23 protein-coding genes are annotated in these 22,518 nt (G+C 34.5%); 4 read left to right on the top strand and 19 right to left on the bottom strand.

The window, feature by feature from the left end; all coding sequences use genetic code 11:
- Nucleotides 1–109 precede the first annotated feature (109 nt).
- Nucleotides 110–1,063, bottom strand: a complete 954-nt coding sequence (locus I6L50_RS16070) for a D-alanyl-D-alanine carboxypeptidase family protein (RefSeq protein ID WP_219302033.1) — start codon at nt 1,061–1,063, stop codon at nt 110–112.
- 218 nt (nt 1,064–1,281) lie between these two features.
- On the opposite strand from I6L50_RS16070, the gene I6L50_RS16065 reads away from it, so the two are divergent.
- The 3 genes from I6L50_RS16065 (at nt 1,282) to I6L50_RS16055 (ending at nt 3,157) form a co-directional block, all read left to right on the top strand.
- Nucleotides 1,282–2,283: a S66 family peptidase gene (locus I6L50_RS16065; RefSeq protein ID WP_219302032.1), complete on the top strand. Its 1,002-nt coding sequence runs from the start codon at nt 1,282–1,284 to the stop codon at nt 2,281–2,283.
- Nucleotides 2,284–2,484: 201 nt separating this feature from the next.
- Complete coding sequence (locus I6L50_RS16060; RefSeq protein WP_002086172.1) at nt 2,485–2,826, top strand: EamA family transporter; 342 nt, start codon at nt 2,485–2,487, stop codon at nt 2,824–2,826.
- Nucleotides 2,819–3,157 (top strand): EamA family transporter, encoded by a 339-nt coding sequence (locus I6L50_RS16055; RefSeq protein WP_002165951.1) that lies wholly within the window; start codon nt 2,819–2,821, stop codon nt 3,155–3,157. The genes I6L50_RS16060 and I6L50_RS16055 overlap by 8 nt, the downstream gene beginning before the upstream one ends.
- 35 nt (nt 3,158–3,192) lie before the next feature.
- Here I6L50_RS16055 and I6L50_RS16050 read toward each other — a convergent pair whose 3' ends face one another.
- The 12 genes from I6L50_RS16050 to I6L50_RS15995 form a co-directional block, all read right to left on the bottom strand.
- Nucleotides 3,193–3,642 (bottom strand): DUF6376 family protein, encoded by a 450-nt coding sequence (locus tag I6L50_RS16050; RefSeq protein ID WP_219302031.1) that lies wholly within the window; start codon nt 3,640–3,642, stop codon nt 3,193–3,195.
- Nucleotides 3,643–3,886: 244 nt separating this feature from the next.
- Nucleotides 3,887–4,108 (bottom strand): hypothetical protein, encoded by a 222-nt coding sequence (locus I6L50_RS16045; RefSeq protein ID WP_063217781.1) that lies wholly within the window; start codon nt 4,106–4,108, stop codon nt 3,887–3,889.
- A 195-nt stretch (nt 4,109–4,303) separates the two neighbouring features.
- Nucleotides 4,304–6,028: a thiol reductant ABC exporter subunit CydC gene (gene cydC, locus I6L50_RS16040; protein ID WP_219302030.1), complete on the bottom strand. Its 1,725-nt coding sequence runs from the start codon at nt 6,026–6,028 to the stop codon at nt 4,304–4,306.
- Nucleotides 6,025–7,746 carry a thiol reductant ABC exporter subunit CydD gene (gene cydD, locus I6L50_RS16035; RefSeq protein ID WP_219302029.1) on the bottom strand — a complete coding sequence of 574 codons (1,722 nt, stop codon included), beginning with the start codon at nt 7,744–7,746 and terminating at the stop codon, nt 6,025–6,027. The genes cydC and cydD overlap by 4 nt, the downstream gene beginning before the upstream one ends.
- Nucleotides 7,746–8,762 carry a cytochrome d ubiquinol oxidase subunit II gene (gene cydB, locus I6L50_RS16030; RefSeq protein WP_002141342.1) on the bottom strand — a complete coding sequence of 339 codons (1,017 nt, stop codon included), beginning with the start codon at nt 8,760–8,762 and terminating at the stop codon, nt 7,746–7,748. Before cydB ends, cydD begins: the two co-directional genes overlap by 1 nt.
- On the bottom strand, nt 8,749–10,152 hold the full coding sequence (cydA, locus tag I6L50_RS16025; RefSeq protein ID WP_002031333.1) for a cytochrome ubiquinol oxidase subunit I: 1,404 nt from the start codon (nt 10,150–10,152) through the stop codon (nt 8,749–8,751). Before cydA ends, cydB begins: the two co-directional genes overlap by 14 nt.
- A gap of 625 nt (nt 10,153–10,777) precedes the next feature.
- Nucleotides 10,778–11,833 (bottom strand): LLM class flavin-dependent oxidoreductase, encoded by a 1,056-nt coding sequence (locus I6L50_RS16020; protein ID WP_219302028.1) that lies wholly within the window; start codon nt 11,831–11,833, stop codon nt 10,778–10,780.
- Between the two features lie 16 nt (nt 11,834–11,849).
- Nucleotides 11,850–12,791 (bottom strand): ring-cleaving dioxygenase, encoded by a 942-nt coding sequence (locus I6L50_RS16015; protein ID WP_219302027.1) that lies wholly within the window; start codon nt 12,789–12,791, stop codon nt 11,850–11,852.
- 52 nt (nt 12,792–12,843) lie between these two features.
- Complete coding sequence (locus I6L50_RS16010) at nt 12,844–13,287, bottom strand: MarR family winged helix-turn-helix transcriptional regulator (protein ID WP_113938227.1); 444 nt, start codon at nt 13,285–13,287, stop codon at nt 12,844–12,846.
- Between the two features lie 101 nt (nt 13,288–13,388).
- Nucleotides 13,389–13,712, bottom strand: a complete 324-nt coding sequence (locus I6L50_RS16005; protein ID WP_235661805.1) for a carboxymuconolactone decarboxylase family protein — start codon at nt 13,710–13,712, stop codon at nt 13,389–13,391.
- Nucleotides 13,709–14,119, bottom strand: a complete 411-nt coding sequence (locus tag I6L50_RS16000; RefSeq protein ID WP_144512433.1) for a tautomerase family protein — start codon at nt 14,117–14,119, stop codon at nt 13,709–13,711. Before I6L50_RS16000 ends, I6L50_RS16005 begins: the two co-directional genes overlap by 4 nt.
- Nucleotides 14,120–14,164: 45 nt before the next feature.
- Nucleotides 14,165–14,710 carry a DUF4865 family protein gene (locus I6L50_RS15995; RefSeq protein WP_219302026.1) on the bottom strand — a complete coding sequence of 182 codons (546 nt, stop codon included), beginning with the start codon at nt 14,708–14,710 and terminating at the stop codon, nt 14,165–14,167.
- A 120-nt stretch (nt 14,711–14,830) separates the two neighbouring features.
- On the opposite strand from I6L50_RS15995, the gene I6L50_RS15990 reads away from it, so the two are divergent.
- Nucleotides 14,831–15,619 (top strand): LysR family transcriptional regulator, encoded by a 789-nt coding sequence (locus tag I6L50_RS15990; RefSeq protein ID WP_219302025.1) that lies wholly within the window; start codon nt 14,831–14,833, stop codon nt 15,617–15,619.
- 164 nt (nt 15,620–15,783) lie between these two features.
- On the opposite strand, the gene I6L50_RS15985 is transcribed toward I6L50_RS15990, so the two are convergent.
- The 6 genes from I6L50_RS15985 to I6L50_RS15960 form a co-directional block, all read right to left on the bottom strand.
- Nucleotides 15,784–16,737: a branched-chain amino acid ABC transporter permease gene (locus tag I6L50_RS15985; RefSeq protein ID WP_219303709.1), complete on the bottom strand. Its 954-nt coding sequence runs from the start codon at nt 16,735–16,737 to the stop codon at nt 15,784–15,786.
- A gap of 49 nt (nt 16,738–16,786) precedes the next feature.
- Nucleotides 16,787–17,647 carry a branched-chain amino acid ABC transporter permease gene (locus I6L50_RS15980; RefSeq protein WP_219302024.1) on the bottom strand — a complete coding sequence of 287 codons (861 nt, stop codon included), beginning with the start codon at nt 17,645–17,647 and terminating at the stop codon, nt 16,787–16,789.
- A gap of 21 nt (nt 17,648–17,668) precedes the next feature.
- Complete coding sequence (locus tag I6L50_RS15975) at nt 17,669–18,370, bottom strand: branched-chain amino acid ABC transporter ATP-binding protein (protein WP_001196706.1); 702 nt, start codon at nt 18,368–18,370, stop codon at nt 17,669–17,671.
- On the bottom strand, nt 18,348–19,121 hold the full coding sequence (locus I6L50_RS15970) for an ABC transporter ATP-binding protein (RefSeq protein WP_000149306.1): 774 nt from the start codon (nt 19,119–19,121) through the stop codon (nt 18,348–18,350). Before I6L50_RS15970 ends, I6L50_RS15975 begins: the two co-directional genes overlap by 23 nt.
- Nucleotides 19,122–19,212: 91 nt before the next feature.
- On the bottom strand, nt 19,213–20,430 hold the full coding sequence (locus tag I6L50_RS15965; protein ID WP_078178798.1) for a substrate-binding domain-containing protein: 1,218 nt from the start codon (nt 20,428–20,430) through the stop codon (nt 19,213–19,215).
- 234 nt (nt 20,431–20,664) lie between these two features.
- The gene (locus tag I6L50_RS15960) at nt 20,665–22,461 is read right to left on the bottom strand and encodes a 6-bladed beta-propeller (protein WP_219303708.1); all 1,797 of its coding nucleotides are present in this window, start codon (nt 22,459–22,461) and stop codon (nt 20,665–20,667) included.
- Nucleotides 22,462–22,518: the final 57 nt, after the last annotated feature.

The raw sequence follows: 22,518 nt of genomic DNA, 5'->3' as shown, positions 1-22,518 counted from the left end.
TTTACTTCCTATACGTCAAAGAAAAAAAACAGTTTATCGTCACCAAAATCAAGGTTCAATAAACTGTCTGTCTTATTTTTATAACAATCTCATTTACTTCTTTCTTCACCTAATTAAGTAATTGAAATGCATAGGACATTAATTTATTTGTTTCTGTAAAACGTTTTGTTTTACTTTTTGTCCCCATAACAACTGTAATAATACGATTATCGCCTTGTTTTGCAGTACCTGTAAAACAATACCCTGCGCTATCTGTAAATCCTGTTTTTAATCCGTCTATTCCTTCTATATATAAAGCTTTATTATTTTTGTTTAACATCTCATTTGTGTTTGTAACATTAATATTATTAAATGCTAACTGACTTTGACGTAAGTGAGTCACTTCTAATATCTCTGGATAGTCTTTTATAAGATGATACGCTAATTTCGCTACGTCAGCTGCTGTCATTTTTGTTTCACTTCCGTCGGGCTCCTGCAATCCGGAAGCATTTGCGAATTTAGCTTTATCTGACATTTCTAACTGCTTTGCTTTTTCATTCATAAGTTGAACGAAGTTTTTTTCTGTCTTAGCTACATGTTCCGCTAAAGCGACAGCCGAATTATTAGCTGATTCAATCATTAACGCATGATATAAGTCCTTAACAGTTAATGTATCATTTGCTTGCATCGGGATTTTTGCACCCTCTGTTTGTGCCGACTTTTCACTTGTTTTCACTGGATCTTCCCAGTGGACTTTCCCATTATGTATACTCTCTAAAACGAGATATGCTGTCATCATTTTTGACATACTAGCAGGGGCAACAGCTTCATTTTCATTATTTTGATAAATAACTTCTCCATTACTCGCATCGATAATAATAGCTGCTTTTGCATCAATTTCTGGTGGTATATATTTTGGTGGAACTACTTTTTCAGATAGCCCTGTTTTAGGTAGCTCTGCCACTTGTAAAGGCTGAGTATCTACATTTATTTCACTCTTTTGAACCCCTTGGAAAAAGAACCAACATATACCCAGAATTACTACTAATAGGATTGTTAATCTTCCCCATTTTAACCGCTTCATTCTAAAACTCCTTTAGCAACCTTTTATACACTCATGTTTAACCATAACAACAATTACTTTATATCGTCAAGGTAAAAAGTATATTTATTCATCTACAGCAATTATAATTTCAACCTCGTTCTCTTTTTCATATGTGTTACACTAAAAACAACAAAATATAAGAATATTCAATAACATCGAACCACAAAAACACTATATAATAGAAAGGATTTATACAAATGATACTTCCAAAAGCATTGAAATATGGCGATACAATTGGCATCTACTCTCCCTCTTCACCAGTAACCTATACTTCTCCAAAGAGATTTGAGCGAGCAAAATTATACTTAGAACAGAAAGGTTTTCATATATTAGAAGGTTCACTAACAGGTCAATATGATTATTATCGCTCCGGGAGCATTAAAGAACGTGCTGATGAATTAAATGACTTGATTAGAAACCCTAACGTCTCTTGTATCATGTCGACAATTGGGGGACTGAATTCAAATTCATTACTACCTTATATTGATTATGAGACTTTTCAAAAGAATCCTAAATTAATGATTGGCTATTCAGACACAACAGCATTATTACTAGGAATTTATGCAAAAACAGGAATTCCTACATTTTATGGTCCAGCACTTGTTCCTTCTTTTGGTGAATTTGAGCCTTTCGTAGATTGCACGTACAAATATTTTGCGGATACTTTATTAACTGATCAACACCTTCCTTACAACATAAACCAGCCATTATTTTGGTCAGATGAATTTATTAATTGGGAAGAAAAAACGAAAGAAAAAGATCTTCGACCGAACAATTGGATTTCAGTAATTGGTGGGAAAGCTACTGGACGTATTATTGGTGGGAATTTAAATACTATACAAGGTATTTGGGGTAGCCCCTATATGCCACTTATTCAAGATGGTGACATTCTCTTTATTGAAGATAGCTCAAAAGATGCAGCTACTATCGAAAGAAGTTTTTCATTACTTAAAATTAACGGCGTTTTTGATAAAGTTTCAGGTATCATCCTTGGAAAACATGAGCAATTTGATGATTGTGGTACAAATAGAAAACCTTACGAAATATTATTAGAAGTATTACAAAATCAAAAACTTCCTTTTCTAGCCGATTTTGACTGTTGTCATACTCATCCAATGATTACTTTGCCAATAGGTATTCAAATAGAGATGGATGCAACAAATAAAACGATACAAATTATAGAACAGTGGAAAATCTAACTCTACTAGCTCTATTATTTTCAGCTCTAAAGCTACGCATTGCCTCCTATTGTTTTACATTAGAAGACATGATACTATATATTTTGGAATGTGAAGGAATAAACAAAAATCATTTCAATATGCCTTCTATATAATAAGAATCTATTGATTATATACAGCGAGTTTACACGCGTGTATATAAATGTAAAAGAGAGTGAATATATGAAACCAACTATTAAAAACTATGTATTTTTACATGTGGCCTTCTTGATATATTCTATCATTATGGTTTACATGAAATGGGCATCTCAATTCCCTATTGCATCAATTTCATTTTTTATTGCTTACTTCGGACTTGTTGTACTTTTATTCGGATATGCAATTCTATGGCAACAAGTCATTAAGAACTTTGAAATTTCTAGAGCATATTCACACCGTGGAATTATAATACTGTGGTCAATGCTTTGGTCAGTATTCCTATTTGGAGATACGATACAGTGGAATCACATACTTGGCGCAGCTATTATTATCGTCGGAATTGTGGTGGTGACAAAAGATGAATAGTTATATGTTATTATTGATATTTGGGATAATTTTAGCCAATTACTCACAAATATTATTAAAAAAGGCTACTTTACAACAATACGATTCTAGAATAAAAGAATATGTGAATCCTTATGTTATCATCGGCTACTTTTTATTTGTAATTAATGCCGGATTAAATGTGATCGCCTTAAAGGGCTTGGCATTAAAGCAAGCATCTGCATTAGAATCATTAAGTTATATCATCATTTTAATTTTCAGTTGGTACTTCCTAGGGGAGAAAATCACGAAACGAAAAATCATTGGCAACATTATTATTGTCATTGGTGTAATCATCTATTGTATTCAATAACAAAAAGATCCGTTTATGATAAACGGATCTTTTTGTTATTGCCCTAAATTTTGAACCTTATCTTTCAAATCACCAACTTGTTCTATCGTCTGCATAAGCTCAGAGTTTTTAAACTGCTCTACATTCATTTTTCCTTCCTCTATCTTTGTCATAGATGTATCAATTAATGTATTTAACTTTTCATTATAACCGACGATTTGCTGGTGAAGATCCTTCGCTACATCTGGTGGTGTTAATTCATTAAAAGCTGGTATATCTTGTTTGATTTCAGTAAGTTTCGTTTCTAGTTCTTTCCGGGCTTCCCCATCCTTAACAGCCTTTTCAGCTAATGCTGGCGCTTCATTTGCAAATGCACTTATTTCATTTACATAGTCTGTCGCTTTTTGAGCGTAATCTATGGAGTTCTTCCCTTCCTCTACTAGCGAACATCCCATCAAACCAATTGAAACTACAATTGAAAGTAACATTGTTTTTGTAAACCTCATTTTTACCTCCTAAATAATTTCCATACTTTTATTCATTTATAAACACTTTATTTTCTTCTTATACACTTTATCACATCATATCTTATTTTTTAATCTTCCTCTTATACATTCTAGAAAAATCATTATTATCCTGTTCAACATGTACCTCGAAACTATCTTCATTTAAATATAAAAACAGACATACTTATTTTTCAGTACGTCTGTTTTCCAGGTACGTATAACTCTCACTAATTAAAGTTTCTCTTTATCCTCTCACATGCCCTATTACTGTTATAATATCTATGTCTATATGTACACTAATAATATCTTCTATAATGTCTGTATATCCTTGGCCTAAAGGTGTTCCGTAATGTAATAAAATTTCTTTTTTTTCATAAACTGACTTCGGTACTGTAAAAATAAATTTCCTCAGATTCCGCTCATCAGCAGGCTCCAAAATTAAAACAATGCCATCCTCTTCAAACATATAATCACGCCTTCCAACAATCCATTCACTATGGCTCAAGTATTGCCTTGAAAGGATAGATTTTAAACACCCTTTCTAACAATATATAACCATTTCATGATCAAATAGCTTATACGGCTTATATGATTTCACCACAAATACAAAAAAACACGAACCTTGAACTACCAAGAATTTGTGTTTTTTTGCATTTCATTCCTATATGCCTTTATCAAGCTCATATAACCTACGATATTTCTCATTTTCTTTCAGTAGCTGTTCGTGACTACCTTGCATAGCGATTTGGCCACTATCAAGGAAAATAACTTCATCTACATGTTCAATTCCTACAAGATGATGTGTAATCCAAATAACAGTCTTTTCTTCTGTTGCAGAAAACATTGTTTCTATTAAGGCTAATTCCGTTTTAGGGTCTAAACCGATAGTCGGTTCATCAAGTACAATGATTGGTGTTTCTTGCATAAGAGTTCTTGCAAATGCTACCCTTTGCCTTTCTCCGCCAGAAAACCTCTTTCCCATTTCATGCATTTTTGTTTGTAATCCATCAGGAAGAGAAGCAATGTGTGGTGCTAGCTGTGCTTTCTCTAAAGCTTTCCATATCTCTTCATCATTAGCCTCTGGTTTACCGATCCGCACATTATTTCCAATTGTCGTATCGAATAAATGTGGTTTTTGGTTTAATACAGAAATATATTTTGACAAAAAATCTGTACGAGCTTGTTCACCATTCAATATAACTTGGCCATTCACCGGACGTAGTGCCCCAGTTAACAATTTTAGTAAAGTAGATTTCCCTGTTCCACTTCTACCTAAAATAGCAATTTTCTTTCCTGCCTTTATTTGCAATGATACATCTTTTAATACAGGTTCATTACTATCCGGATAATTATACGACACATTACTCAGTTCGATATCTACATGTTTTGATACAACGTATTCTTTATTTACAGGTAACTCCTTACCCTCATCCAAAGCGCTCTCACTTTCTAGGCCATTAAGCCGATGAGCAGATTCTACATAAGATGGAATTCGATCGATAGCATCTGATATAGGGATAAGCGCATTTGTCACAGATAATGTCATTAATACGAAAGCTGCGATAACTGTAGGTGCAATCTGTTCACTTGCCGCTGCATTTCCAGTCCATATAATCATTGAAATGACTACAATACCTACTGTTAAGTGAATGAGACTGTCTCGAATATGGTACCAGCGTTTCACGCTCTTTTCTGTCTTTAACAACTGGACATTTTGCGCTACATACTCATTAATAAATTCATCTTTTCTACCACTCGCCTGCCAATCAGATAACCCAAATACAGCATCTGTCAATTGTTGATACAAACGATTTCTTCCTCGCTTCAAAGCAACATGATGTCGTTTCATCAAAAGTAGTGATACGAATGGGAGAAGAAAAACAATAACAGCTAACATACAAGCTGCGATAAGTGCAAATACTAAGTCAAATGCACCGATAACAATTACGAAAATGCTATATACAACTAACGCTAATATACTAGGGAATATTGTACGTAAATATAGATTCTGTAAATGTTCAATATCCTCAGACAATACACCTAGTACATCACCAGTTTGAAAGCGTGAGCGGAAAAATAACGCCTGTGGTTCTACAATTCTATATAGTTTCGTTCTCATTTTTTCTAATATACGTAATACAACATCATGCCCAACTAAACGCTCTAAATAATGAAAGACCGCTTGTCCTATACTAAATGCACGCGTTGCGACAATAGGAACATATACAGCCATTACATTTTCCGGTCTGAGAGCAGATTTAGAAATTAAATAACCTGAAATGAAAAGTAACATCGCACCCGAACTAACTCCAAGAAGCCCAAGGAAAATAGTCAAAGTCATTCTACCTTTATTTTGCTGTATATAAGGCTTAATCCAGTTACTCATCGCGCTCCCCTCTCTTCGCTATGAAAATGTAATGTCTCATTCGTTAAAAGTTCTTCATATGTTCCGCTTTCTATAATTTTCCCTTTATTAAAAATAAGAATATGATCCATTTGCTTCATCCAATGTAGACGATGTGTTGCAAGAAATACTAACTTACCTTCAAACAGACGTAACATCGATTGCTTTATTTCAAATTCAGTTTCAATATCAAGATGTGCTGTAGGTTCATCTAATAAAATGATTGGCTTTTTACTTAAAAGGGCACGTGCCATAGCGACACGTTGTTCTTGTCCGCCACTAAGCATACGTCCACCTTCTCCAATTCTTTCGTACATCCCATGTGGTAATGATTCAACGAGCGAACGAAGACCAACTTCATTAATAACTCTCTCAACTTCTTCATCAATTGTATTCGTTTCATAGAAACAAATATTATCTTTTAATGAAAGCGGAAAAATATAAGGTTGCTGCGGAATATAAGCAATATTTTTTTGCCAATCTTCTCGAGTAGATTCACCAATTTCCACACCATTTACTAACATCTTCCCACCCGAAGGAGGTAGAAATCCTGCTAACACATCGATTAACGTTGATTTCCCTGCCCCACTTTCACCAATAATGCCTATAGCACCGTTACCCTGCCAAGTAAAATCAATTCCCTCTAATATAGCCTTTTCAGATTCATCATTATTTACTTTTACATCTTGTAATTTCAAACTACTAGAAGAATTCCATACTATATCTACATTTGAATCTTTCTTTTCTATTTCTTTTTGTTTCTGTAGAATTTCTTCTATTTGCTCCATTGCAAGTTGTCCATCTAATGTAGCATGATAATTCGCTCCAACTTGCTTAATCGGCAGAAAATATTCCGGCGCTAAAATTAAAATCGTAAGAGCTGGCAACAGTATAATTGTCCCATCTATTAACCGTATCCCTAATCCAACTGCTACAAATGCAATTGATAAACTCGTAAAGAAATCTAATGCAAAAGAAGAAAGAAAAGCAACTCGCAAAGTACGCATCGTTGCTTTTCTATATCGTTTACTTACTTTTTCAATCTTTCCTTCGTGCTGTTTACTTTTCCCTAAATACTTTAATGTTTCTAATCCTTTTAACGTATCTACAAAATGATTAGAAAGTACACGATATGTCTCATATTGGCTATCCGCCATTTTCTGCGCTGCTAATCCTAGAAGGATCATAAATATGATCACAATTGGAATCGTTACAACTAAAATGATTCCCGACTCAATGTCCAGTGTAAAAACATATAGAACAATTAGCCCTGGAACGATACTACTTCTAATCATTTTAGGAATTGTCAATTCAATATATGTTTTAAATTTCTCAATACCTTCTATCGATAAAGTAACCAGATGACCAGTCCCATTCGTTTGGACAAATCTCGGCCCTAACGTAAAATATGCTTCTATTAACTGTTTACGTAATGCAAATCCTGTTTTTTCAGCGAAACGCTCAACCAATATTTGCGATGTTCGCACTAACATTTGGCGTGCTGCAAACGTGATCCCAAAATAAACAGTTTCACTTAGCACAGCTTGCACTGTTTCTCCATGAAATAAAAATGTGATTGCTCGTGCTAAAAACACTGTCTGCGCAATGATACTACACGCCTCTAGAATGCTAATAAGACTTAAAGTTACATATAAAACTCGGCTACCAGGATACGACGGAAGTCCTCTTTTTCTTTTCATTAGTACTCCAAATCTTTGTCTGACTTAACAGGTTGTCTAAATACATAGAAACTCCATATTTGACTACCGATAACAAACGGTAAAATCGCAAGAGAAAAATAGCTCATCAGTTTTAATGCATAAGGTCCTGATGCCGCATTATAAATTGTCAAATCATTTACCGCTCCTAATGAGCTAATCATGACACGCGGGAACATACCGATGAACACACTTGCACTTAACAAAATGATTGTTAAACTCGTCATAAAGAAAGCCCAACCATCTCTTCTTCTTTTATTTAATAAAGTAGAAACAAATAGCGCTACAAAAGCTCCAATTGGAACCATTAGCCACTCTGAACCATGTGCGGTGAAAATATCTGTTTTCCATAACCCTACAGCTGCAAAAACAAGAAGTGTTATTAATGCAAAAGGTGCAATCTTTGTCGCGGCAATACGTGCGCGTTCTCGTAATTTTCCTGTTGTACGTATAGTAAGGAATTGCAAACCATGAACAATACATAGAAGAAGAAACATAACTCCCCCAAGTAACGCAAATGGGTGAAGTAATTTCATAAATCCGCCTACCATATTTTTACTTCCATCAATTGGTACACCTGTCATAAAGTTTGCAATTGCAACTCCCCAAAGTATAGGAGGTAGCAAACTTCCAATAAACATGCCCCAATCCCAGAAACTCTTCCATTTATGATTTTCTATTTTCGCACGGAATTTAAAGGAAACACCTCTTATAATTAATGCAAGAAGCATAAACACAAATGGAATATAAAACCCACTAAATAAAGTTGCATACCAGTGCGGGAATGCCGCAAACATAGCGCCACCAGCACAAACAAGCCATACTTCATTTGCGTGCCAAAACGGCCCAATTGTATTTAAATATATACGTTTTTCCAAATCGTTTTTCCCTAAAAACCTTGAAACGATTCCTACACCAAAATCGAAACCTTCAAGTACAAAGAAGCCAACGAATAAGGTTGAGATAATTAGAAACCACAACTCATTAAGAGATAACATACTCTTCCTCCTTATCAAATGGATCATGGCTTTGATAATCCTTTTTCGTTTTCTTATTCGCATGTCCTTTAATGATACGAACGAATAAGTAAACAGTAATTCCTCCAACAATTAAATATAGTGATGTGAATGAGACAAGAGAGAATAATACTTCTCCAAATGAAACGTTTGGAGATACAGCATCTTCTGTTTTCATAACACCGAAGACAACCCAAGGCTGACGTCCCATTTCAGTCATGATCCATCCTACTGTATTACCGATAAACGGTAGTGCAATTGCATATACCATTATTTTTAAATACCAAGGGTTTTCAGTTAAGCGATCTTTTCTTGATAAGAACCAGCCGTACATTCCTAAAAGAAGCATGAATGTTCCACTCATTACCATCGCTCTAAAACTCCAGAACATAGTATGTACTGGCGGAATATAATCTCCAGGTCCATATTTTTCTTCATATTGTTTTTGAATTTGATTCATCCCTTCAACTTGACCGCTAAATTTATCATATGACAATAGACTTAGCATATAAGGGATTTGAATTTCAAACGAATTTTCTTTCTTCTCTGTATCAATTTTTGCAAATACTGTAAATGGCGCTGGATCCTCACTCGTATTCCATAATGCTTCAGCTGCTGCCATTTTCATCGGATGTGACTTAATTAAATTTTGTGCTTGTGCATGACCGAAAAATAATACCAATGCAGTTGTAATTGTTCCAACAACGATAGAAACTCGGAACGATTTTTTAAACACCGCAGTTTCTTGACCTTTTGATATTTTCCATGCACTTACACCTGCAATAAAGAATGCACCAGTTGCAATTGCCGCTGTAATTGTATGCGGGAATTGTACCCATAATTGTGGATTTTGAATAATCGCCCAAAAATCATTCATTTGCGCACGTCCATCTGCTGCCATTTCATATCCTACTGGGGCATGCATAAATGCACTTGCAGTTAAAATCCAAAATGCTGATAACATTGTTCCTATTGAGAGGAGCCAAATACATAAAAGGTGAACTCGCTTCGGAAGTTTATCCTCACCGAATACCCATAAACCTAGGAATGTAGACTCAATGAAAAATGCTAATAAACCTTCAATTGCAAGTGATGGTCCGAAAACATCACCAACAAAACGTGAATACGTTGACCAGTTCATACCAAACTGAAATTCTTGTAAAATACCTGTTACTACACCTACTGCGAAGTTAACAAGGAATATTTGTGTCCAAAACTTTGTCATCTTCTTATAAATTTCTTGTCCCTTTACCACATACAACGTTTGCATTAACGCAATGATAAAAGCTAAGCCTATAGACAGCGGAACGAAAAAGTAATGAAAAATCGTTGTTGATGCAAATTGTATTCGTGCCAATTCGAGCGTTTCCATGCTAAAGTCACTTCCTTCATATTTTTTTATATCGTAATATCGATTGAATTGTATGAATTCACTTCATAACGAACAATTCAATCATTTGGAAATACAAAAAGATAAATTCGTTTATGTACTTTCTGAAAATATAGATTGTCAGTTTTTTAGATAATTACAAAAGAACTTTCTTCATACGATTTACCTTTTCACTATTTCAGTAGTGTTTTATTCGTTAATCGAATTGTATAATATACTTACATAATAAATTCAGGTGATTTTTGACGTATTATTGACAGGATTTTGTCTGAAATATGTCTTTTGTAATTTTTTTGAATTAGATTTTTCACATTTTAAAAACGTACTTTTCAAACATACAACACACTCTTATATCAATTATTATTATGTTTTCCTCTTCATACGCTTGACTTTCCTCTTGAAAAATGTCCTCGAATCAAACCTGAAAACACGTTAGATTTTTGTCAAGAGAAAAATGTATTTCCAAAATTCAAATCAACAATATTGTTATTCACAAATAGAAAAAAACTCCCCTTTCTCTAGACATAAAATTCGTTTTTTTGTCATTTTTCAAACTGACTAAATAAAAAAGTACCGAGAATAGATTATATTCCCGGTACTTTTTTATTTATTTCGTTGTATATTTTCTAACAGCCGGCATAATTTCAGTAGCAATTAATTCAATGTTTTTCTCAATCTTATCAAATGGTACACCGCCAAAATCAATCTGTGCCATAAAACGTTGCTGTCCAAATAATTCATATTGATAAAGCATTTTTTCAATAATTTGTTGCGGGCTACCAATCATTAACGCATCACGGTGATCTACTGCGTTAGTAAATTGTTGTTTTGGATACCCACCACCGCGTAGCGCAAGCATACCAGCATTAATATGAGGATAATATTCACTAAGTGCATCTTGTGAATTTTCTGCTGTATAAAATAAACTTGTTGTCGCAATTGGTAATGTTGCTGGATCAAAACCACTTTGCTCAGCTGCTTCACGATATGCATCAACCGAAACTTTAAAATTAACAGCTGGGCCACCAAGTGTCGTAAGCATCATTGGTACACCTGCGCGTCCTGCCTTAATTGCACTAGCAGGTGGCCCTCCAACAGCACGCCAAATTGGCATATTGTTATTTTTAGCTCTCGGTATAATTGCCACATGTTCAAGTGGCGTTCTAAACTGCCCTTTCCATGTTACACTTTCTTCTTTATTTATTTTTAATAAAAGATCCATCTTCTCTTCAAATAGTTCTTCATAATAATTTACATCGTAACCAAGTAAACTATATCCCCCAATACGAGATCCACGACCAGCAACGATTTCAGCACGACCACTAGAAATTAAATCAATTGTGGCAAAATCCTCATATACACGAACCGGATCTGACGTGCTTAATACTGTTGCGGAACTCGCGATTTTAATGTTTTTCGTAGCTTGTGCAATAGCTCCTAAAATAACTGTATGAGCTTGCGTTGTAAAATGCGCTTGATGACTTTCACCGACAGCAAACACATCAATTCCAGCTTCATCTGCTAACTTAGCTGTTTCAATTAGTTCATGAATTCTTTTTTCTGCACTTATTTTCGAACCATCATGCGGATTTAAAATATGATCTCCAATTGAATATAATCCAAATTCAATTCCCTTACTTGTATCAATACGGTATTTTTCCATAGTTGCTCTCTCCCTTTTAATAAAGCGGTATTAATTTCTCTTCAATCTCTTTTCTTCTCTCTTCTAAAAATGGTGGTAAATCCAGCTCTTTTCCTAATTCTTCAACTGTTGAATCTACTGTAAATCCTGGGCCATCCGTCGCAATCTCAAATAAAATGCCATTTGACTCACGGAAATATAAACTTTTAAAATAAAAGCGATCGATAATCCCTGTTGATTGGAACCCTTTATCTTTCACCGCTTCATTCCAATAACTCAGTTCTTCATCATTTTTCACACGAATAGCTAAATGATGAATACTTCCTTTTCCTGGTCTTTCACTCTCTCCCTCTTGCTGTTTCACCAAAATTTCTCCAAAAGATTGACCATCAATAGATTGATAAATCCCCTCATCGTCTGAACGAGATACTTCTTTATAACTAAACAAACCTGTTAATGTTTTTGATAATTTATTTAAACTGCGCACTGTCATTTCAACTGTTCCCATGCCTAAAATACGATGATTCTGCTCTACAGAAGATTCATCCCATGCAGTCCAATATTCAGGCACCTCTTCATCTTTATTATTTAGCAGCACTAACCGTAGACCATCTGGATCTTCAAAGTGCAGTGCGTCTCTTCCGGCGTAAGTTGTAATTTCCCCATGCGCCACCTGGAGTGACTCAAAACGTCTCTTCCAAAATGTAAGACTTTCTATTGAAGGTACGAGCAAGCCTATTTGTGTTATTGCATTTGTACCACGGATTGTTCTACCTACATTCGGCATTTCAAAAAATGATAATTCAGTTCCGGCACTCCCTGTTAAATCACCATAAAACAAATGATACATAAATGGATTATCTTGATTGACTGTCTTTTTCACCCGGCGTAATCCTAAAACATCTCGATAAAAATTATTATTCGTTTTCGCATTTTTAGTCACCATAGAAATGTGGTGATGTCCTGGAATTGTATACATAAAACTTCCTCCTCTTTATCACTTGATTAGTCAATTGATTAAGTAAAAAAAATTACTCATTCGGTAATTCTTTTTTTTCACTATGCTTATGAACTTTTGACATCAACTCGTATAGTATTTTCTGCTCTTCTTCATTTAATACATCATCAAAAAATGATGATTGAAATGCAAGTTGCTCTGGCAATGCTCTTTCTAAAGCCGCTTCCCCTTGCCCTGTAAGACTAATTGTTTTCGTTTTCCAATCTTGTTTTCGTATAATATATCCTTCTTTTTCAAGACGTGTTAACATTCGAGAAATACCGCCTTGTGTAACGGTAACCTTTTCTGCTAACTCCATTTGTGTTAATGGCTGATAAGTCCGTATTTGCAAAAGCACATCAAATTGGGCTGTTGTTAAATCAAAACGTTTTAAAAACTCATTTGACATTTGATTACTTTGGTTCGTAAATCGTATTAAACGTAGCCATATTAACGATCCTATCGTATTTTCACGCATGTTTCATCACTTCCTAGCGTTGATCTTTCTATCACTTTACCACTCAAGTGATAGTAATGCAAGTAGAAATATGTTAAAAATACCTCCCAAAATCATTATTCTTAACTTTCCATTTCATTCATTGCTATATTTAAAGCTGCCACAGCTTTTGGCCAACCAACGTAAAAAGCCATATGTGTTATTAATGCAACTAATTCATTCTCCATTATCCCATTTTGTTTAGCTAGCTTCAGATGAAATGATAATTGTTCTGTATTACCAAGACTGATTAGCGCCGACAATGTACATAAGCTTCTTTCTCTTAATGTTAAAGCGGCATCCCGCCACACTTCCTCAAATAATATCTCTTCACTATAATGAGAAAATACAGGTGCTATTTCTCTCATTTTCTTTGGAATATAAAATTCAATTGGTTCATTCATCATTTTGCTCCCTTCATTTTTACCAATTGTGCCATCCCTTGACCAAATGACCAGTTTTCAGCAGCTGTCTCATGTAATGTAATAAAAATGTCAGTAACTTTTACGTTGGAACATTCCGAAACTTCAAAGGATATAGATTGATACAAACCTTTTTTCTGTTGTACTGTTCTTCCAGGTCCACATGTAATAGAAACATGAATCATATTCTCAGTTCTCATTTCTCCTCTTTCCAACAAATAATATGGATTATACAAAAATTGATTTCGTTGATAAGGTAAAAATATTTGAAAATAATCATTTTCAGGGATGTTAAAATGTTCAATTAATGAAAGATGGATACATTCACCTATCTTTTTCAACTCTTCTTTATTTACTATATCTTCATGATAATAAACGTTCACAAAAGGCATACATTTTCATTCCTTTTTCTTAATTTAGCATTCAACAACATATCCTCATGAAATATGTAAAATCTCATAAATAGTAATATCGTCCATTACATCTATTTCAGGCTTTTCCTTATAAAAACTGAATTGACTATATCCCCACTTATCCGGATTATAAACTATTACATTTCCTAAACATTTTTCTATGTTTTGCACATTTTCATTTACTTTATTTAATTGCGTCCCAATCAGCGATTTACTTTGAGAAATACTCCCTGCATATTCAACAGCATATCTACTTTTTCTAAAATCATTACTTAAATTAACAACTAATGGAACACCTATATTTATTTGTTGCCATCCAAACGATTGCAAAATATTATCGTAATACCCTTCGAATATAAATTTGTTCATCCCTTCATGACCATTCCACATATATAAAGGTGCATAACAGTTATAGAAATTCCCATCCTTACCTGTCTCAGTAATTAAATAAGCCTTAAAATTTAGTTCTTGAAAACCATCAGTTTTAAACCCATTATCCTTTACCCTTTTTTTAATAATCTCCATGTCATAATCCTTTGGTAAAATGACCTTATATTGCATACCAATCATGTTTATCACTCACTTTCGATCTTATATACATAATGATAAACCGATGATTGGCTGACGTAAAATAGGTATAAATTATGTTTGATATCATTTATAATGATACCGTATAAGGGGCTGAAATGAATGGAAATAAATGATCTTATTATATTTAAAACTGTAGCTAACGAAGGATCTATTAGTAAAGCTGCTAAAGAGCTAGGCTATGTACAACCAAATGTAACTGAGCGAATCAAAAAATTAGAACAAGAATTAGAAACACCTTTACTACATAGAGATAACAAAGGTGTCTCCCTGTTACCTTCTGGTGACATTTTATTAGACTACACGAATAAAATATTAGCTCTTTTAGAAGAAGCGAAAGATGAAATTAAAACAAGTGCTTCTTCTTATGTAATAGCGACGTCACAATCTATTTTGATTAATTATTTAAGTATGCGTATTAAAGAAAATTTCAGGAATTATCAAATATATATAGAAAGTAGTAGCCATTTACAAAAACTACTACAGCAACAAAAAGTTGATATGGTCATAACTTATGAGGATTATCCCGACGCAGCGTTTAAAAAAGTATTCACCACTTCAATTTCTGTAGGCTTATTAAAAGCGAAAGAACAGTGTAACATTGACTTTTCAAAAGAACTTTTCTTTGTTAGTAACGATAAAAAGTGCCCTTTTAGAAATATGACAATACAATTTCTAAAAGAAAACAATCTATCTCAGCATCAACTTCAACAGTTAGATTCTTATTCGCTTATTGAAGAGTTTATTATTGAGGGAAATGGGATAGCTTTTTTACCGATTAGAAATGATAAATTAGTTCCAGTTGAAAATGTCGCGGTTGAAAAACTACCTATTAACTTCTTTACAACTCGAGACTTAGATAAAGTGATTCCAGGTGAACTATTTAATTAATAAAGAGGCTACACTTGTCGTATTTTACGGGTAAATAGATATCCCTTTTCGAATCGCTAATATAACTTCATATACTATCGTACGGCCTAATAAAATAAAAAGGGATGTTACCTAGTTAATATGTTTAACTACTAGGACATCCCTTTTCATCTTGAAGACTTATTTTACACGTTCTGCTCCACCCCTGTGCTCTTCTCCTTCTTATCCCTTTTAAAATTCTTCAACTTCTTAACTGTTCCAACTAACCCTTTCGGAAAAACTAGAAGCACGATAATGTATAATAAACCAAGAATAATCGTCCACCTTTCAAAAATCGGATACTCTGTAGCTAGTTCTGATAAATAATATTTCAATGATTCAATAATCCCCGCTCCAGCAATAGCTCCGATTAACGTTCCAACTCCCCCAATCATTGTCATCAATAATGCATTTAATGTCATTTCAATTGAAAATACAGTTGTATTAACAAAGCGTAAAGTGATAACAAATAAACCACCGCTAATCGCTGCAACTACTCCTGCAACAACACTAGCAATAATTTTATAATGAAGCACTTTATAGCCAAGTGCTTCAACTCGTTGTTCATTTTGTGAAATCGCCTTTAACACTTTCCCAATTGAAGATTTTGTGAAAAGACGTAACAAGATGAAAATACTGATTAGACATATAAATGTTATATAATAAAATGTAAAACGATCACGGAATATATCTGGTACACGAAATGTAAATCCATCTCCTCCGTGAGTCAGTGAACGCCATTTTTCAGCAAGTACAAAAAACAGCTGGGAAATAGCGAGCGTTAACATTGCATAAAAATGACTTTTCAGCCGTAAAGAAAGCAAACCGATTATATAACTAACGATGGCTGATACAATAATTGCGGCTGCTATTCCTATAAAAAAGTTCATTATAGACACCCCTTGCCGATCAAATAAGAGTGCCACACCGTACGCCCCTATTCCAAAGAACATACAATGACCGAATGAAACAATACCCGTATATCCAAGGAGAACATCAAAACTCATAGCGAAAATAGCAAAGATGAAGATTTGAGTGAACAAAATTAACAAGCTCCGTGAATCATTTACGAATGGAAATACACTTAAACAAATGAGCATAAATACTCCGAAGTATACTTTAATTCGATTTAATGTGCTGTTCACCATTTCACCCCTTTTCACCAACAAGTCCCGTTGGCTTCACTATTAAGAAAAATAGTAACATTAACATATTGATTGCAAGTGATAAATCCGGTATAAAATATGCTGTAAAAGCACCAGCTAATCCAACAATTAAAGAAGCGAGCGCTGAACCTTGTACGCTACCTAACCCCCCAATGATAACTACTATAAAGGCTAAAATTGCATACTGCATACCCATCTCAGCGAAAATAACTCCTGAATATGGTGCTAGTAGAAAACCACCTAACGCCGCCATCCCTGCTCCTAATAAAAAAACAAACGAGAATATCGCTTTTACGTTAATTCCGAGAGCTTGAACCATCTCTTTATCCATTACACCAGCGCGAATCATAAGTCCTATCTTTGTTTTTTTCAGCAGCAATAGTAAAGCGATGTAAATTAGTATCCCAACTAAAATAACGAATAGACGATATTTAATTAATATAACGCCTTCAAATGTATAACTACCTTGTAACCATAACGGTAATTTAGCACCAATTGGATTTGGCCCCCAAAATACTTTAATACATTCACTAAGTACAAGCATTCCTCCAAGCGTCACAAGAAGCTGGCGAACATGATTTCCATATACCGGTCTAATAAGGAATCTTTCTAAAATGAATCCAAGAAACATCCCCATAGAAATTGCTCCAATTAAAGCGAGTAAATAGCTTCCAGTTGTATTAAATATCCATACACCTGTAAAAGCTCCCCATGCAAATAACCCACCATGTGCGAAGTTTAGAACGCTCATTAAACCGAAAATAAGTGAAAGACCTGACGCTAATAAAAAAATGAGCATCCCTGTTGAAATCCCATTTACAAATAAATTGATTAACACATCCATCCTTCTCACCCCGGATTCATGTTAAGAGATTCCTAAATATTTGTGACACATTTCCTTATCCTCTTTTAATTCATGCATAAAACCGTTATGAACAATTCTTCCGTTATCCATAATATAAAAGTAATCACCAATTTGACTAGCCATCATAAAGTTTTGTTCAACGAGTAAAACTGTTGTTTTCTCTTTCATTTTCAAAATGGCTATCATTAATTTTTCTATCATAATGGGCGACAAGCCTTTACTCGGCTCATCAATAAGTAATAAACCATCACTATTAATAAATGCTCTTGAAATTGCTAGCATTTGCTTTTGCCCTCCGCTTAAGAGTCCGCTTTTTTTGTGCCAAAATTGCTTTAAATCTGGAAATAATTCAAGCATCCAGTCTATTTTTTCTTCCGCTTCTTCTCCCTTCCCCCTAGCAAGAGCGAATGTTTCTTCTACTGTCAGGTCGTGAAAAATACCTTGATTTTCTGGTACATACCCTATTCCTTTCCTTGAAATTAAATGTGTAGATAATCCATTTACTTGTGTACTATCATAATAAATTTCACCATGTGCGATATGGTGAAATCCCATAACCGAACGTAATGTCGTAGTCTTCCCTGCCCCATTTCTTCCAAACAGTACAGTAATCGTTCCTTTCTCAACAGTAAGAGATACCCCTTGTAAAATATGAAACTGATCTAAATACGTCTCTATATTATTCACTTGTAATAGTGCCACTATATAATCCCCCTAAATAAGCACTTTGTACACGCTCATCTTTCATCATTTCTTCGGGCAAACCTTCAGCCAATAACTCTCCATGGAATAAAACGATAAGATGGTCTGACAAACCTAGTACCATATCCATTTTGTGTTCAATAAGTACAATTGTACTCTCTGGATGTTTCTTAATATTTTCAATCACTTGTAAAATAGCCGGTACCTCCTCAACTGATATACCTGCCGTCGGCTCATCAAGTAGTAACACATCCGTTTTTAAAGCTAATAACATCGCAAGCTCTAACTTTCGTTTTTCCCCATGCGCTAGATCTTTCGCTAATACATGTTCTTTCTCGTGAAGTAATACTGTTTTTAAGAAACGTCTCGCCTCTCCAACTTGTTGCTTAAATTTTGCCGAACTCGGAAAAAAACTATAGTAATCTTGCACAAATGATTGAACACTTAAACGAACATTTTCAAGTACCGTTAACTCTGGGAATATATTTGTAAGTTGAAAAGAACGACCAATTCCTAATCGAGTACGATCCGAAATTGATAAATTTGTAATCTCTTGTCCTTTAAAATATACTTCACCCTTTGTTGGAGAAATTTGTCCACTTAGTAAATTGAATAGCGTTGTCTTTCCTGCACCATTTGGTCCAATAATTGAAATGAGCTTTCCTTTTTGTACTGTTAAATTCACATCCTTAATAACATGATGCTCGCCAAAAGATACGCAAAGATTTTTCGTTTCTAGCAAATGTGTCACGAAATCCCTCCCTTTAAAGCTTTAAGTATGAAAGAAATACGTATAAAGAGGGTGTACTCCCTCTTTATACGTAAACAACAGAAAATTCAGTCTATTTATTTTGAACTTGGGGTTCTGTCTCTTTCATCGTTAATTCTCGCTCTAATACTGGCACCGGATAATCAACACCATCTTGCTTTTTCAATGTGATAGAATAAAGTGTCTGCATCGCTTGGTGATCTTTTTCTCTAAACTTCATCTTTCCTTTCGGTGTATCAAATTCCATTCCTTCCATTTTCTTAATCAATGTATCTACATCTGTATCACCTTTTGTTTTCTTTAAAGCTTCTACAATTGAAATTGCCGCTGACATTCCTCCTGCTGTAAATAAATCTGGCACCGCACCATTAAATCGTTTTTTATGTTCTTCAACTAACCAATCATTCACCTTATTTTTCGGAAGTGTGTGATAATAAACAGAAAAACCTTGCATTCCTACTAACGCATCCATCGTTTTTAATGCCGGTATATCTGGTGCACCGGTAGAAATTTTAATACCCTGCGCTTCCACATTCATATCTTTTAACTGTTTCCAAGGTGAATTTGCCCCTGCCCAAACGATAAATAAATAATCCGGCTTTGAGCTAATGATATTTTGAATATTTGCAGTGAAGTCAGTCGAATTCGTATCCGCGTATTGCTCGTTTACAATATTCGCACCTAATTTCTTTGCTCCAGCTTTAAATGCCGCAATTCCCTCACGGCCGTAAGCATTATCTTGTGCTAACGTTGCTATTTTTACATCTTTTTTAGCAATTGCCGCAGCACCAGCGACTGCATCTTGAGATGAATTTCTACCTGTTCTAAAAATATATTTATTCCAGTTCTTCCCGGTAATACTATCAGCGACTGCTGGTTCTACAACCATTATTTTTTCATATTCTTCAGCAAGTGGTAAAACCGCTAATGTATCACTTGAACTAGACGATCCGACTAAAAAATCGACTTTCTCTTCTTCTAATAATTTCGTAGCTTTCTTAACCGCTACATCGGCTTTCGTTTCCGTATCTTCTACAACAAACTTAATCTTCTTCCCTTCCACTTTCCCAGTTCCACCCGTTGCATAGTCTAACCCTAATTCAAATCCGTTCACTGTTTGTTTTCCATATGATTCTAATGGACCTGTTAATGAAGCAAGAACCCCTACCTTAATCGTCTTTTCATCCTCTGTACTTGTTTTCTTTCCTGAACAAGCTGCCGTTATTAATAACGAACCTAACACACAACCAGTAGCCACCATTCTTAGCCATTTACGTTTTTTCATCGACATTGTGATCCTCCCCATATTTTACTTTCTGATAGAATCAAACAAGCCAAAGTTACCCATCCGTAATTATGACTTTTCCTTTGAATAATATAAACGAGATTGTTAGTATACATGTATCTTCTCCGATTTCCATTAAACACCTTTACAATTTCATATAAATATTTTATTCCTACCTATACCGCATTCCCAAACTATTAAACTTCTATCCTTTCTAACAAGCATTTTGAGTCTCCAATATTAATTAGCTTTCTTAAAAAATTGAATTCTTTGGAGTAAACCATCTGTAATAATGATATTCCCTTGACTATCCACATCTATTCCTTGTGGTGAGAAAAACTGCCCTGACATACCATTAAAACTTCCAAAAGACTCTAAAAAATCCCCATTTTCATTGTAAATATTCACACGATTATTAGAAGTATCTGTGACATATACCGTATTATTTATATCGATTTCAATTCCTATTGGCAAAAAAAGATCTCCTGGACCCTCTCTCCAATTTTCTAGTGGATCTAAGTTTCCAGCTCCATGATTTGCACCCCATTTTGTAAGAAAATTACCCTCATTATCAAATTTTTGAACCCTATTATTAATCCGATCAACAACATAAACATTATCTTTTGAATCAATTGCTAATTGCATAGGTTGAAAAAACTCTCCCTCTCCACTTCCTTTTCTCCCCCATTCTTTCATATATACAAAGAATGGATTAAATTTTTGAATACGATGATTTTCTGAATCAGCTATAAATATGTTTCCTTTACTATCAATAGCTATTCCAGATGGAAATTGAAAAAAACCTGGTAATACTCCAAATGAACCATATGAAGCAAGCGCTATCCCTGAATTGGTGAATTTTTGGATACGATGATTTACAGAATCAGATACATACACATTATTGTAACGATCCGTTGCAATCTGTCTTGGAACAAAAAACTGTCCTGGAAGACTTCCGAACCCAAGTGGCCCACCAGTACCAAATAAACTTCCCCACTTAGCAACAATCTTCCCAGATATATCATATTTCAAAATTCGATGATTAAAAGAATCAGATACAAAAACATTTCCATTCGTGTCTCTTTCGACATCATAAGGTCCTGCATATTGTGTATTTCCATTCCTTTCATTACCTATGGTTTTCTTCATTACCGCTGTTAGGCCTACCTCATTATATAAAAGTACACGATTATTTCCCGTATCCGTTATATAGATATTCCCTTTACCATCCGGAAGAACTTGATTAGGATAAACAAACTGAAAAAAGTTACCTACTGTATATAAAAATTGATCTTTATTTGTAAATTTCATTATCCGATTGTTATATGTATCTGCTACATATAACGATCCAGATGTTGAGTCAAAATTTATTCCTCTTGGATGGTAGAATTGATATGGGCCTAAACCTGCAATTCCTGTTCCGATTACTCGCTGAAACTCCCCTTTTTTATCAAACACTTGAATACGATTGTTATATGTGTCTGCAATATAGACCTCGTCTTGTTTATTTATCGCGATTCCTTGTGGTAAAGCCATTTCTCCATTCGCCTTTCCATAACTCCCTATTGTTTGAATATACTGCCCATCCGGGCTATATTTTTGAATACGATGATTGTATTCATCCGTAATATAGTAATTGTTATCGCTATCTACTGCAATTTCCCTAGGAAACGAGAACTGCTCACTTCCTTTACCTTTTGTGCCCCAACTTTTAATAAATTGAAACTCCTCATTAAATTTTTGAATACGATAATTCGCTGTATCCGCAACTAAAATATTACCTTCTTTATCAACAGCAATACCAAATGGCATATTGAACTGTCCCGGACCTTCACCTAAAGTTCCTATAGCATCAACAACTTCTCCATTCTTATCTATTTTCAAAACCCTATTATTCCCCATATCAACAACATACAAAAATCCTTTTGCATCCCTTGCCATCGCCACTGGTGTCCTTAATAACTTAGAAGTATCTAGCTCACTCCCCCATGATTTCACATATTTTACAGCAGAGGCACTTCCTACAGAAGCAAACATCCCTAGACTCACAGTAACAATGAAAAAACAACATATAATTTTTTTGATAAAATCCAT

This window comes from Bacillus sp. FDAARGOS_1420, from assembly GCF_019344915.1.
GTDB classification, from domain to species: Bacteria; Bacillota; Bacilli; order Bacillales; family Bacillaceae_G; genus Bacillus_A; species Bacillus_A mycoides.
This window is presented reverse-complemented; position numbering and strand designations above follow the sequence as displayed.